Raw genomic sequence first — 13,921 nt, forward strand, 5'->3', positions numbered from 1 at the left:
CACGACTGGAGAAGATTCTCAATGAAAGCTGCACGTTTCCACGGCCAGAAAGATGTCCGCATTGAAAACATCAAAGAGCCGGAGACCCGCAGCGGCACAGTGAAGATCGCAGTCGCCTGGTGCGGCATCTGCGGCACCGACCTGCACGAGTATCTCGACGGCCCGATCTTCATCTCGGCGCCCGGCCACCCGCATCCGCTTTCGCATGAATCCCTCCCGGTCACGATGGGGCACGAGTTCTCCGGCACCATCGAGGAGGTCGGCGACGGCGTGGAGGGCCTCACGGTCGGCGACAACGTCGTCGTGGAACCGTACTTCGTCTGCAACGAGTGCCCGCCCTGCGAGGCCGGCAACTACCACCTCTGCGAGAAGATGGGCTTCATCGGACTCGCCGGCGGCGGCGGCGGCCTGAGCGAGAAAATCGTCGTCGACCAGCGCTGGGTGCACCCGATCGGAGACCTCCCCCTCGACGAGGCCGCGCTGATCGAGCCACTGTCGGTCGCGCANGTCGGTCGCGCACCACGCCGTGGTCCGCAGCGGCGCGAAGGCCGGCGACGTCGCTCTCATCGGCGGCGCCGGGCCCATCGGCCTGCTGACGGCGGCCATCCTCAAGGGGATCGGCGTGACCACGATCATGAGCGAGCTCAGCACTGCCCGCAAGGAGAAGTCCCTCTCGAGCGGCGCCGCCGACTACGTCGTCGACCCGACCACCGAGAACGTCAAGGCCCGCGTGCTCGAGCTCACCGGCGGCGTCGGCGCGGATGTCGCGTTCGAGTGCGCCGGCGTCAACATCGTGCTCGACACGCTGCTCGACGCGCTGCGCCCCGCCGGCGTGCTGGTCAACGTCTCCATCTGGGGACACCCGGCCACGGTGGACATGCAGAAGATCGTGCTCAAGGAGATCGACCTGCGCGGCACCATCGCCTACGCGCGCGACCACGAGGAGACCATCTCACTGGTGACGAGCGGCAAGATCGACCTCAAGCCGTTCATCACCGGCCGGATCGCGCTCGACGGCCTCATCAGCGAGGGCTTCGACACCCTGATCAACCACAACGACACCGCTGTGAAGATCTTGGTCCACCCCTAGGCAGAACGCTTGAGTGCGTCAGTCTTTGGGTGCCAGCGGCCCCCGCGCGACTCGTGTGGGGGCCGCCTGCGCGACCGGCTTGATCACGATCAGGTCCAGGTTGACGTGGGCCGGGCGTTCGACGCTCGACACGATCGTCTCGGCAATATCTTCGGCGGTGAGCGGATTCGGCACCCCGGCGTAGGCCGCGGCGGCCTTCTCCGCATCACCGTTGAAGCGCACCAGCCCGAATTCCTCGGTCTGCACCATCCCGGGGGCAACCTCGATCACCCGGATCGGCTCGCCATTCAATTCCAGGCGCAAGACTTCCATCAGGGCGTGCGCAGCGAACTTCGCCGCGTTATACCCTCCACCTCCGAGGTAGGCGACATGACCCGCAATGGACGTGACCGTGACGATGTCGGCGCCGCCGCCCTCCGCCCGGATCCCGGCCCGCAGCAAGGGCAGCACGGCGCTCGTGACCCGCTTGACCGCGAGCACGTTGATCTCGAACATCCAGGCCCAGTCCTCGACCTTCGAGTCCTCGACGGTGTCCAGCCCCACCGCGCCGCCCGCGTTGTTGACCAGTGCGTGCACCGGCCCGGACGCCGCAAGATAGTCGCGCAGCGCGTCCACGTCGGCCTGCCGGGTGAGGTCGGCCGTGAAGACCTGCGCCCCGGTCTCCGCCTGCAGCGTCGCGAGGCGGTCGGCGCGACGAGCCACCCCCACCACATCCCAGCCCCGCTGGCGGAACAGGCGCACGGTGGCGGCACCGATCCCCGAACTCGCACCGGTCACAACGACTCTTTTTGTACCCATGGCTCCATTCTGGTCGGAGAAGCAGCATGATGAGCCCACGCGCCACCGGAATACTGCACGTGCAGAAACGACGCGTGCCGCTCTGGGACAATGCGCGCTGGATCGCGATCGCCCTGGTTGTGCTCGGGCACGCCATCCTGAAACTCATCGCCGAGTCGGATGTCGCCTACGAGTTCTATCTGTTCGTCTACGCCTTCCACGTTCCGCTGTTCGTCGCCGTCAGCGGGTACTTCGCCCGGTCGGGCCCGCTCGGCACCCGCCAGCTGCATCGCCTGGTCACCGACATCGTGCTCCCCTACGTGATCTTCGAGACGATCTGGACAGTCGTGCACTGGCTACTCGGCGGCGAATTCCGCCTGGACTACTCGTCCCCCTCCTGGACCCTGTGGTTCCTGATCGCCCTCCTGGCCTGGCGCCTCGCCCTGCCCTTCCTCGTGCTGCTGCGCCATCCGCTGCTGATCAGTGTGATCATCTCCGTCGGCGCCGGGTACTTCGCGTCGATCGACAGCACCTTCGCGCTGTCGCGCACGCTCGGGTTGCTGCCGTTCTTCGTCTTCGGCTGGCAGTTACGCCAGTGGAAGGTCACCGACCGCTGGCTGGGGCTGCACGCCGCCGCGGTGTGGCGCTGGCGGATCGGCGCGGTCACCCTGTTCACGGCACTGCTGGGCGTGATCGTGGCGAACATCGACGCCCTTCGTGAGGCGCAGGTGCGCCAGTTCCTGCTCTACGACGAGTCCTACCCGGCGTTCGGCTACGACCAGCTCTGGGCCGGCGGCATCCGTCTGGGTCTGCTGCTGCTCGCGTTCGCCCTTATCGTGGCATTCCTGGTGCTCGTGCCCCGGCGACGGCTCTGGTTCACACCCTACGGCGCGGCCACGATGTACATCTACCTGCTGCACAGTTTCGTGCTGTTCCCCCTGCGCGAGCGCGGGGTGCTCGGCGGACCCCAGCCGGGCTGGGTGCTGCCCGCGATGATCGGGTTCAGCGTGCTGATCTCCATCGCCCTCTCGCAGCGGATCGTGCGCCGGGTGTTCCGCCCGCTGATCGAGCCGCGCGCCCGCTGGCTGTTCCGCAAGAAGGCGCGCACCGACACCGGCACGATCGTGCTTCCGCACCTCGACGCGCCTGCCGGGACGCTCGCCGCCGAGCCTCCCGTGGAGCCGCCCGCCGAGCCTCCCGCAGACGCGCCGCCCGCAGACCCTGCCGCCGGAACGCCGCGCTGACCGCTTCGTGACGCTGTGTTGCGGTGTCCGTTGCCAGCTCGACAACCCCCTGCCTAGAATCGCTGGCAGAGCGCTGGAAGGTCCACGCTCGTCGAGGATCACCCGGGAGATCACCTCATGAGCGACAACGCTGCAGACTGGAAGTTCGAAACCAAGCAGGTGCACTCCGGTGCCCAGCCCGACCCGACCACCAATGCCAGGGCCACCCCGATCTACCAGACCACGTCCTACGTGTTCGACAACGCCCAGCACGCGCAGAACCTGTTCGCATTGGCCGAATTCGGCAACATCTACACCCGGATCATGAACCCGACCCAGGCCGTCGTCGAAGAGCGCGTCGCCGCCCTCGAAGGGGGCACCGCAGCCCTGCTCCTGGCCTCGGGCCAGGCCGCCTCCACGTTCGCGGTGCTGAACATCGCCCAGGCCGGCGACCACATCGTCTCGTCGAGTTCGATCTACGGCGGAACTTACAACCTGTTCAAGTACACGCTGGCCAAGCTGGGCATCGAGACGACCTTCGTCGAGAACCAGGACGACCCCGAAGAGTGGCGCCGGGCGCTGCGCCCCAACACCAAGCTCTTCTTCGCCGAGACCATCGGCAACCCCAAGATCAATGTGCTCGACATCCGTCTCGTGGCCGATGTGGCGCACGCCGGCGGGGTGCCGCTCATCGTCGACAGCACCATCGCCACCCCCTACCTGATCCGCCCGTTCGAGCACGGCGCGGACATCGTCGTCCACTCGGCGACCAAGTTCCTCGGCGGCCACGGTGCCGTCATCGGCGGCGTCATCGTCGACGGCGGAACGTTCGCATGGTCCAAGAACGTGGAGAAGTTTCCCGGCCTCACCGAGCCGGACCCGTCCTACCACGGGGTCAGTTACACGGGCGCGGTCGGCGACGGCATCGCCTACATCATCAAGGCGCGCGTGCAGCTGCTGCGCGACCTCGGATCCGCGATCGCCCCGGCGAGCGCCTGGCAGCTCATCCAGGGCATCGAGACTCTCAGCCTGCGCATCGAACGCCACGTGCAGAACGCCCAGGACATCGCGGAGTGGCTCGAGAACCACCCCGACATCGCCTCGGTCAACTACGCCGGTCTGCCGTCGAGCCCCTGGTACGCCGCCGCGAGTACCTACGCGCCCCGCGGTGTCGGCGCCGTGCTGTCCTTCGAGTTGAAGGGCGGAGTGGATGCCGGCCGCGCTCTCGTCGACAACCTTTCCCTGTTCAGCCACCTGGCCAACATCGGCGACGTGCGGTCACTCGTCATCCACCCGGCCTCGACCACGCACGCGCAGCTCACCCCGGAGCAGCAGCTCACGGCCGGTGTGACGCCGGGCCTGGTGCGCCTCTCCGTGGGCATCGAGAACATCGCCGATCTGAAGGCCGACCTCGAGACCGGCCTGGCGGCCGCCCGCGCGGTTGTGCAGGCATCCCGCGCCAACGCCTGACACGTCCAGCCGCTGCCAGTCCGGATGGGTGACCACCCCGAGCGGGTGGGTAACCAATTCGACGGAGATTTTGCCTTCCACACCCGGTTTCGGCCCGTTTCAGGGCAGAATCGGCCAAATCTCCGTCGAATGCGTTCGGGTGGCGGGCTGATTCGGTTCCGCCGAGTGCGAACAGAGTGGACTCCGCGTCGACGGCCGGGCGTGCGGCGCGCTGACCAGGCGGTGCGGTGACAATGAGCCGGAAAGGCTGTTCACCCGGCAGAATAGGGAGCCTATGGACTGGCAATATTCGGCAGACACCGTCCCGTCGAGCTTTGTGACCGAAGCCCAGGCGCGGTCCCTGCTCGGCAAACCCCCGGCGACGGGTGCGTGGCGCGACGGCGACCCCGTGGGGAACCGTCGTTTCCTCGACGTCGGTGCGCTGCACTTTGAGGCGGGCAGCAGCCTCGGCGCCGTGCGGATCGCCTACGAGACGTGGGGCGAACTGTCCCCGAGCGGCGACAACGCCGTGCTCGTGCTGCACGCCCTCACCGGCGACAGCCACCTGATCGGCCCGGCCGGCCACGGCCACCCGACCGCGGGCTGGTGGAGCAAGGTCGTCGGCCCCGGCCTGGCCATCGACACCGACCGCTGGTTCGTGGTTGCCCCGAACATGATCGGTGGCTGCCAGGGCAGCACCGGTCCGGCCTCCCTCGCCCCGGACGGCTCCGAATGGGGCACCCGCTTTCCCTACCTCACCATTCGCGATCAGGTAGCAGCGCAGGTCGCCTTCTCCGACCGTCTCGGCATCGACCGTTGGGCCGCCGTCGTCGGCGGCTCGATGGGCGGGATGCACGCGCTCGAGTGGGCCATCGAGCATCCGTCCCGGGTCGCCCGCCTGGCAATCCTCGCGGCACCGCCGGTGACGACCGCCGACCAGATCGCGTTGAATTCGGTGCAGATCGAAGCCATCCGCAGCGACCCGCTCTTCCGCTCCGGCGACTACTACGACGCCGCGGATGGCGACGGCCCGACCCGCGGCCTCGCCCTGGCCCGGCGGATGGCGCTGCTGAACTACCGCAGCTCCGAGGAGCTCAACCTGCGCTTCGAGCGCGGCTGGCAAAGCGAGATCAGTCCGCTCGGCGCGGGCGGCCGGTTCGCCGTCGAGTCCTACCTCGATTTCCACGGCAACAAGTTCACCCGGCGGTTCGACGCGAACAGCTACATCGTGCTGGTCGAGGCCATGAACTCGCACGACATCGGCCGCGGCCGCGGCGGTGTCGCATCCGCCCTCTCCCGCATCGATGCGCTCAGCGTCGTCGTCGGCATCGACAGTGACCGCCTCTTCCCCCTCGAGGGCCAACAGGTCATCGCCGCCCACCTGCAGGGCAACATCGACGGCACGGATGCCGTCACGCTCCACTCCGGCTTCGGCCACGACGGTTTTTTGATCGAGAACGAGGCGATCGGCGCGCAACTTCTGCGCGTTCTGACCCGTCCCGCTTCCTCGCATCGTGCGTGACACGGTCCCGGATCAAGACGACGTCGACCGGAAGGCCACGGAACGCGACACCCCTCGTGAACCGAGTCGTGCCCGTGAATGCGACGTACCCTGAATCGAGACGTACCCGATGAGAGGACACGCGCCATGAAACCCGGTTCCGTTATCATGTTGATCTTTGGCGCGGTCCTCTCCCTGCTCGGCTTCTCACTGGCCCTGGCCGGGGCGACGACCGCCGTGGTCAGCGCGCAGGGCGAGGACGGCTACCTCACCAGCCCCGCCCGCTCGTTCTCGGTACAGTCGTTCGCGCTCACCTCCCCCCGGATCGGCTCGATCGAGCTCCAGGACGTCCCGGCGAACATCGGCAGTCTCCGGCTCCGCGCGGTCTCCACCTCCACAGCGGACGTCTTCATCGGCGTCGCGCCTCAGGCCGACGTCGACCGCTACCTGGTCGGGGTGAATGCCACAGAGCTGCGCGACCTGAACATCAATCCCTTCCAGGCGGTGTACCACGACACTCCGGGCAGCCGCGCTCCGGAGGCCCCCGGCGCCCAGGACTTCTGGGTGTCCTCCGCCGAGGGTCCCGGCACTCAGGAGATCGACTGGGACCTGACAAGCGGCAGCTGGGCGGTCGTCGTAATGAACGAGGATGCCAGTCCCGGCGTCTCGGTCGCCCTGCAAGCCGGCATTCGCCTCGGGTTCCTCGCCCCGCTGGCGGTGGGGCTGCTTCTGGTCGGCCTGCTCATCCTTCTCATCGGCCTGGTGCTGACCGTGTTCGGAGCAATCGGTCTGGGCCGTGGCACAACGCCCTCAACCGTGCCCGGCGCCACACCCGACACACCGCCCGGAGCAGCAACTTTCGTCGGAGCAGGCCCACCCGGGACCACCGCGGCCGCTGCCCATACCGGTGAGCGGGCGTTCCCCGCCCGGTTGACCGGAACCCTCGACGAGGGGCTGTCCCGCTGGTTGTGGTTGGTGAAGTGGATCCTGATCTTCCCGCACGTGGTGGTGCTGCTATTCCTCTGGTTCGGGTTCGTCGTCACCACCATCGTCTCCGGGTTCGCCATCCTCTTCACCGGTCGATACCCGACGGCCCTCTTCCAGTTCAACGTCGGGGTGCTGCGCTGGAGCTGGCGGGTGTCCTTCTACGCCTACTCGGCGCTCGGCACTGACCGGTACCCCCCGTTCAGCCTGGCGTCGTCGGCCGACTATCCCGCCGATCTGCAGGTCGATTATCCTAAGCGTCTCTCGCACGGGCTCGTCCTGGTCAAATGGTGGCTCTTGGCGATTCCGCACCTGCTGGTCGTGGCGGCCCTCACCGGAAGTGCGACGATCTGGCGCAACGACGAGGGCGACTCGGTCTCGAACGCGGTCCCGTCCCTGATCGGGGTGCTGGTGCTGATCGCCGCGGTCATTCTCCTCTTCACCGGTCGGTACCGGCGCAGCCTGTTCGATCTGATCCTCGGCATCGACCGCTGGATCTTCCGGGTGGCCGTCTACACCGCCCTGTTCCGCGACGAGTACCCACCGTTCCGCCTCGACCAGGGCGGCGCCGACACCCCGGAGACCGCGGTCGCACCAGCACCGATCGCACCCGCCGCCCCTGCCGGCGGAGCGGCGTCGAGCACGCCCTGAGTCGCCGGTCACTCCCGTCGGGAATGCCTTCGGCCGCGCGGACGGCGACGGATGCCACGGAGCGCGCGAGGGAACGGACACCAGGCCGGTAGGGTTCTGTATAGAGGGCAAATGGGGTGAGAGCGCCGCTATGCGACGAATCTACAAGGAACGTGACCGTCTGCTCCGCAGAGCGGCTCGCCTGTGCGGATTGGCCGGCTCGGCCGCCGCGCTTCTCGCGATGCTCGTCCCGGGCGGCTTGACCGTGAGTACCCTGGCCCGGAGCCTGCCACTGCTGCTGCTGCTGGTGGCCGGCCAGTACCTGCTCGGCCGGTCCGGCCGGATGCGCTGGGTCGCCTTGATCCTGGTCTCCGGCATCGCCGTGATCCTGCTCGTGGGCTGGTCGGGCCAGCGTGCCACCGGCCTGAACCTCGTCGAGCAGGCCATCATCGGCGGCATCGCCGCCGGAGCCCTGAGCTGCGTCGCCCTCGTGCTCGTGGTCAGCGCCGCCCGCCTGCTGGTGCTGTTCCTGGCATTCGGTGCGACCGTAGCCAGCGTGCTCGCCGCCACCCGCGCCTCGTCCGACGCCACCTTGCCCCTCCTGCTCACCCTCAGCGCCTGGCTTGCCATCGCCCTGGTGGCCTGGTGGCTGGCCCAGAGCGTGCCGCGCGTCATGGCGCGCATCGCCTTCATCGGCCGGGCCCACCTCGCCGAGCGCCATGCCAGCGAGCTCGAAGCCCAGCGCCGGCAGGATGCCCGGCTGTTGCACGACACCGTGCTGGCCACCCTCACCCTCCTCGCGCACTCCGGCGTCGGCGTCAGCCCGGCCGCACTGCGCCAGCAGGCCGGCGACGACGCCCGGCTGCTGCGGCAGCTGCGGCTCGGCGGCCTCCCCACCCCGCGCCGCTCCGGGGTGTACACGCTCGAGCCGGCCACCGAGTCAATGCTCGGAAGCACCCTCGAATCGGTCAAGCAGCGGTTCGGGCGGATGGGCCTCGATGTGGACTGGCACGGCAGCGGACAGGTTCTTCTGCCCAGCGACGTGCTCGACTCCTTCCTCCTCGCCCTCGGCGAGTGCCTCGAGAACGTGCGACGTCACGCCGGCGTCGCCCGCGCCGACGTGACGATCACTGATGACGACACAACCGTGCGCGCCATGGTCACCGACGCAGGGGTCGGCTTCGACCTCAGCGGCGTCAGCGCCGAACGCCTCGGTTTCGCCGAATCGGTCGTGGCACGCCTGCGCGACGTGGGCGGCAACGCCCGCCTCTTCTCCTCCCCCGGCTCCGGCACCACGGTCGTGCTCGAGGTGCCCAAGTGACCGTGCCCGGCATCGTCGGCGCCCGCCGCCGTGACGCGCGCCGCGCTGCGGCGGGCGGGTCCGCCCAGCCGAGCACCCAGGACCGCCAGGAGCGCCGGGCACACCGGCGCAGTTTCCGGCGCCCCGAACGCACCGAGCAGACCACGCGCGCCAACCAGAGCGGCCTGGGTGGCCGTCACCTCGGCATCGGCCTGACGTTCAGTGGCGGCTTCATCACCCTGTTCCTGTTCGGGCAGTTCGTCGTTCAGTGGTCCGAATATCCCGACCCGACGCCCAGCCTCATCGCGTGGGGTCTCCTGATGGCGACCACGGTCCTGGCACTGATCACGGTGCAGCGCCTTTCGGCTCGGATGCCGGACTGGTTGTTCGCCACGGCCATCGCCGCCGGCGCCGCCGTGGTGGTGCTCGACCTAATCGGGTCGTGGGGCGAAACCGACTCCGGCGTCTACCCGACCGCCGCCGCCGCCGTCGGCACCCTGCTCATCTCCCTGGCCACCGTGCGCCGCGGGCGCGACCTCGTCTCGGCCGCGACGGCGCTCGGCCTGCTGCTCTTCCTCGGGGCGCTCACCGAGGAGCGCGCCGACGCGCTCACCTTCGCCTCCGACCTCCTTGCGATCAGCCTCGCCATCCTGCCTCCGCTGCTCGGCGTCGCCACGGTTCGGGGTTTCCGCCGGATGGCCCAGCGCGAACTCGACCTGGTGCTGGTGCAGAGCACCATCTCCCAGCCGCAGTTCGCGGTGGGGATGTTCGCCTCCGAGGAACTCGCCCGCATCGACCTCGACGCGGAGACTCTGCTCGACGACGTCGCGAAGGGTCGCACGGCGCTGCCGCTGAGTTCCGAGAAGTCGACGACGGCGGCAGACCTCGCCACGCAACTGCGGCTGCACCTGATCCGGGGCCGCCGGGAGACCTGGCTGCACCACGCGATCACCGAGTCCGAGTTCCTGGGACCGTCCGTCGGCCTGCACGACCCGGCGGGGTTGGCCGGCCTGCTCGACCCCGACCAGCGCGATGCCCTTCTGCGCACGATCTGGCTGCTGATCAGCGACACAACCCGCGACGAGGCATCCGTTTCGCTCTCTCTCGGCCCGATTCGACCCACGCACGGCGTCTCCGCTCGTCAGAAGTTACGATTTCCGATCGAATTGACCACGACGGGTGTGCCACGGCGTCGAGTGGACCCCGAGACGTGGCAAGCTATCCGAATAGTCGGCCCTCACGTCGATTCCAGCCGGGACGGAAGTCTGCATCTGGAAATCGAATGCAGTATCGACAATCCCGCGGATGCTTAGGGTCCGTGGAACTACGCTGTTGAGCTTCTCATTCGGGGCCAGAAGCACAAGGAGACAGAAGTGACGAACATAACCACGTTGAGCACTGAGGCGCCGAACAAGGACAACCCCATCCGGTTGGCCCTCGTCGACGACCACCGCATGCTGTTGGGAGCCCTCACCGAGTGGATCCGGGGGGCCGCAGACGACATCAACATGGTCGCCGCCGTCACCACCTGGCCCGAGCTGCTCACCCACCCCGAATTTCCCGTCGACGTCGTGCTCCTCGACCTCGACCTCAAGGACAACATCCCGGTTTCACTGAAGATCTCGACGCTCAAGACGGCCGGCGTGAAGACGGTGTTGATGAGCACCTACTCCGAGGCCGGGCTCGTGCGCGAGGCGCTGGCTGCCGGTGCGCTCGGCTACCTGGTGAAGAGCGAAGAGGCGACGATGATCGTCGAGGCGATCCGCTCAGCCTATGACGGCGACTCTTTCATCTCGGCCGAACTGGACGAGGCCCTCAACAACGGCGCGAACGGCGGTTCTCCCCGCCTCAGCGCGCAGGAGCGCCGGGTGATGGCACTCTACGGCGCGGGCGAGCCGGTCAAGGCCGTCGCGCACCAGCTCGGCATCTCCGAGGAGACCGCCAAGAGCTACCTCAAGCGCATCCGGGAGAAGTACCGCCTCGCGGGCTTCGACGTGGGAACCAAGGTCGCCCTGCGCAAGCGCGCCATCCACGACGGCATCCTGCTCCAGGGCGACTGACTTCGGCGCTGCCGAAGGGCCCGGCTGCCGAAGGGCCCGGCTGCCTCGCGCCGACCACGCGGATCGCCTAGGTGCCTCCGCGAGCACCACGCCTTTCCAGACCGGGGCGACGTAGCCGAGGTCACCCGCGATGGCGAGGCCCTACCGGCAACACCGCGCCGAGGCCGGCGGCCCGAACAAAGTCGACGAAGATATCGCTCTCAACAGCGCGTTCAAGCGAAAAAACACGGGTTTGACCCAGAATCTCCGTCGCATTGGTTAGACGCCCGGCACGGCGTTCCGCCGGGGTCGAACGGCGCCCCGCGGTATGGTCGGCTCTGACTCCCGGAGCGCGCTGCATCCAGAGGGGATTCTCCTGGCTACGCGGCCGGTGTGGAGGCCGCCGCTGCTGCGGTCTCGGCCAGCGCCACCTCGAGGCGCTCGACCTTCCCGGTCAGCTCCCCGGTGCGGCGGCCCCGGATGTCGGCCTTGAGCACCAGGGACACCCGCGGCCCCCAGGCGCCGACGGCTTCAGTGGCGGCCTTGACCACCGCGAAGACCTCGTCCCAGTCGCCCTCAATGGTGGTGAACATCGAATCGGTGTGGTTGGGCAGCCCCGACGCGCGCACGATGCGCACGGCCGCGGCGACCGCGTCGTGCACCGACCCTTCGTCATCGTGGGAGCCGGACGGGGCGACGGAGAATGCAACCAGCATGGGGTTACTCCTTCTGATCGGGGGTGGGTGGGAACAGGATCTGCCACACGGCCCAGCCGAGCAGCACAACCTCCAGCGCGTTGCGCACGGTCAGCACCAGCACCAGGGTCGAGTCTGCCACGAGCAGGAGGTCGTAGAAGTGTGGGTAGACGAGTTGGGTCAGGGCCGCGATGACAAGCCCGAGCACGGCCGGGAGCCACCAGGCACGCCCCCGCACCAGCAGCCCGAGGATGATGGGCGCGGCCAGCCAGGTCGTGAACTGCGGCGAGCCGACCTTGTTGACGACGATCAGGGTCAGCACCAGGGCCAGCACCAGCGGCGGGAACAGGCCGGCCGGTTCGGCGCCTGCACGCATCCGCTGGCAGGCCAGGAGCACCACGGCCAGCCCGCAGAGGGCGAGCAGGGGGGTAATCGCCACGATGGCGACGTTCGTGCCGGTGCCGATGATCTGGAAGGTGAGGATCTGCCGGTCGTAGTAGAGGTAACTGCCCGGCAGGCCCAGCGCGGCCGGCCACATCCAGAGGCCGGCGACCGGGGACTCGATCTGGATGCCGCGGTTCGTCTGCTCGCCGACGAAGCTGAGCACGTTCGCCCCGCTGCCGAGCCCGAGCGCCACCAGCACGATGCCCAGGCTCGTCCCGGCCGCGGCGACGAGCACCCGCCAGCGGTCCTTCGAGACGACGAATAGCGCGATCACCAGGGCCACCGGCCAGATCTTCACCCAGGTGACCAGAGTCAGCAGCACTGTGCCCCAGACCGGCCGGGCGCCGACGAACAGCAGTGCGGCGATCGCCAGCGGCACGGTGACCGCATCGATCCGGGCGAGGGCGACGGGCCCGAGCAGCAGCAGGAAACCCAGCCACCAGGCCGCCGCCGCCAGGGCACGCCGGTTGCGGCCCCGCCCGAGCAGCAGCGCGAAGGCCCCCGCGTTCAGCAGGGTCACCAGCCCGAGCCAGCCGGTGGCGTAGAGGTCGGGTCCGAACGCGAGCGGCGCCAGGATGGGCAGGAGGGCCAGCAGCGGGTAGACGAAGCCGGTGGTGATGCCCACGATGTCGGCACCGGATGCCGCGTCGGTCGCCCAGCCGAGGTAGACGACCTCCACATCGCCCAGTGGCCAGCCCGGGGACGCGAAACAGAGCCACCAGAGCACGCCGTGCACCAGTGCGAAGCCGGCCCAGAGCAGCGTTCGCGATGTCGGCACGCCGGCTCCGGCGGCCCGGTGTTCTGCGACGGATTGGGGCACGCTCCACCTTCGCACGCCCACGGCTCCGCCGCCGCACCGGGACAGTCAGCGCGAGGGTCAGCGCGAGCCGAGCAGATCCGCGATCGTGGCCGGCACCGCGCCGGCGATGTCGAGCGCGGTGATCGGCCCTCCGTTGGACGCCCGGGCCGCTGCCCGGGCGTGCACCAGGGCGGCCGTCGCCGCGAGATGGGCCGGCGCGGCGACATCCGTCTGGATCGCCCGTGAATGCGTGGCCAGGAGGGCGCCAAGGATGCCGCCGAGCACGTCCCCGGATCCGGCCGTCGCCAGCCAGGAGGGCGCCTTCGACACCGTCAGCCGGGCGCCGTCGGGCGCCGCGATCCAGGTGACGCTCCCCTTGAGCAGCACCGTGACGCCGAGGCCGGACGCGGCGCGCGCGGCCCACTCCCCCGGCGCAGCCGCCACCTCGGAACCGGCCACCGACTCGCCCTGGGGGGAGAGCAGTCGGGTCAGCAGCCGGGCGAGTTCGCGGTAGTGCGGGGTGATCACGACGGGCCCGGTCGCCCGGCCGACCAGGTCGAGGGCCCCGGCGTCGCACACCGCGGGCAGCCCCTCGGCCAGGGCGCCGAGCAGCGCGGCCTCGGTGACCCGGTCGCGCGCGGCGGCGTCCTGACCCGAGCCGAGCAGCCAGGCCTGCACCTGCCCGGGGGCGGTGACGGCCTCGGGGCGGCGCTGCAGCACCAGGTCGGACGCCCGTCTCGGGCCGAGGTAGCGCACCATCCCGACCCCGGTGCGGAGGGCCGCCTCGACTCCGAGCACCGCGGCCCCGGGGTACTCGTCGGAGCCCGTGCGCACGCCCAGCACGCCGCGGCGGTACTTGTCGTCGTCCGCCCGGGGAACCGCGATCCGCTCGCGCGCCCGTGCGCCGTCCCATTCCAGCCATCCCCGTAGTTCGCTCATGCACTCACGATAGGTTGTTTTGAGAGCGTCGGGCCGGCCCCTCCGCCCGCC

Annotated in this window: 11 protein-coding genes and 1 pseudogene; 8 read left to right on the forward strand and 4 right to left on the reverse strand. The window is 69.2% G+C overall.

The window, feature by feature from the left end:
- Positions 1 to 21 precede the first annotated feature (21 nt).
- Positions 22 to 1,090: pseudogene (locus tag E3O62_RS02245) on the forward strand (2,3-butanediol dehydrogenase).
- An 18-nt stretch (positions 1,091 to 1,108) separates the two neighbouring features.
- Here E3O62_RS02245 and E3O62_RS02250 read toward each other — a convergent pair.
- Complete coding sequence (locus E3O62_RS02250) at positions 1,109 to 1,888, reverse strand: SDR family oxidoreductase (RefSeq protein ID WP_134395980.1); 780 nt, start codon at positions 1,886 to 1,888, stop codon at positions 1,109 to 1,111.
- Between the two features lie 26 nt (positions 1,889 to 1,914).
- Between E3O62_RS02250 and E3O62_RS02255 the strand changes: the two genes are divergently transcribed.
- From E3O62_RS02255 to E3O62_RS02285, 7 genes are all read left to right on the forward strand, one after another.
- Positions 1,915 to 3,111, forward strand: a complete 1,197-nt coding sequence (locus tag E3O62_RS02255; RefSeq protein WP_134395981.1) for an acyltransferase family protein — start codon at positions 1,915 to 1,917, stop codon at positions 3,109 to 3,111.
- A gap of 117 nt (positions 3,112 to 3,228) precedes the next feature.
- Positions 3,229 to 4,560: a bifunctional o-acetylhomoserine/o-acetylserine sulfhydrylase gene (locus E3O62_RS02260; protein ID WP_134397385.1), complete on the forward strand. Its 1,332-nt coding sequence runs from the start codon at positions 3,229 to 3,231 to the stop codon at positions 4,558 to 4,560.
- Between the two features lie 274 nt (positions 4,561 to 4,834).
- Positions 4,835 to 6,061, forward strand: a complete 1,227-nt coding sequence (locus E3O62_RS02265; protein WP_134397386.1) for a homoserine O-acetyltransferase — start codon at positions 4,835 to 4,837, stop codon at positions 6,059 to 6,061.
- Between the two features lie 126 nt (positions 6,062 to 6,187).
- A complete protein-coding gene (locus tag E3O62_RS02270; protein ID WP_134397387.1) occupies positions 6,188 to 7,675 on the forward strand; it encodes a DUF4389 domain-containing protein in 1,488 nt (495 codons plus the stop codon).
- Between the two features lie 130 nt (positions 7,676 to 7,805).
- Positions 7,806 to 8,975, forward strand: a complete 1,170-nt coding sequence (locus tag E3O62_RS02275; protein WP_134395985.1) for a sensor histidine kinase — start codon at positions 7,806 to 7,808, stop codon at positions 8,973 to 8,975.
- Positions 8,972 to 10,267: a hypothetical protein gene (locus E3O62_RS02280; RefSeq protein WP_134397388.1), complete on the forward strand. Its 1,296-nt coding sequence runs from the start codon at positions 8,972 to 8,974 to the stop codon at positions 10,265 to 10,267. Before E3O62_RS02275 ends, E3O62_RS02280 begins: the two co-directional genes overlap by 4 nt.
- Before the next feature lie 69 nt (positions 10,268 to 10,336).
- Positions 10,337 to 11,014 (forward strand): response regulator transcription factor, encoded by a 678-nt coding sequence (locus E3O62_RS02285; RefSeq protein ID WP_255570043.1) that lies wholly within the window; start codon positions 10,337 to 10,339, stop codon positions 11,012 to 11,014.
- Between the two features lie 359 nt (positions 11,015 to 11,373).
- Here the strand turns inward: E3O62_RS02285 and E3O62_RS02290 are convergent, their stop codons facing one another.
- From E3O62_RS02290 to E3O62_RS02300, 3 genes are read right to left on the reverse strand one after another with little or no spacing between them, the layout of a single operon-like run.
- Positions 11,374 to 11,709, reverse strand: coding sequence for a thiamine-binding protein (locus E3O62_RS02290; protein WP_134395987.1), 336 nt, complete (start codon positions 11,707 to 11,709; stop codon positions 11,374 to 11,376).
- Between the two features lie 4 nt (positions 11,710 to 11,713).
- Entirely contained in the window at positions 11,714 to 12,952 is a 1,239-nt protein-coding gene (locus E3O62_RS02295) for a glycosyltransferase 87 family protein (RefSeq protein ID WP_166784910.1), read from the reverse strand.
- Between the two features lie 57 nt (positions 12,953 to 13,009).
- A complete protein-coding gene (locus E3O62_RS02300) occupies positions 13,010 to 13,870 on the reverse strand; it encodes an ADP/ATP-dependent (S)-NAD(P)H-hydrate dehydratase (RefSeq protein ID WP_134397390.1) in 861 nt (286 codons plus the stop codon).
- Positions 13,871 to 13,921: the final 51 nt, after the last annotated feature.

Origin of the sequence: Cryobacterium sp. TMT2-15-1, from assembly GCF_004402345.1 — a bacterium.
In the GTDB taxonomy this organism is placed as follows: Bacteria; Actinomycetota; Actinomycetes; order Actinomycetales; family Microbacteriaceae; genus Cryobacterium; species Cryobacterium sandaracinum.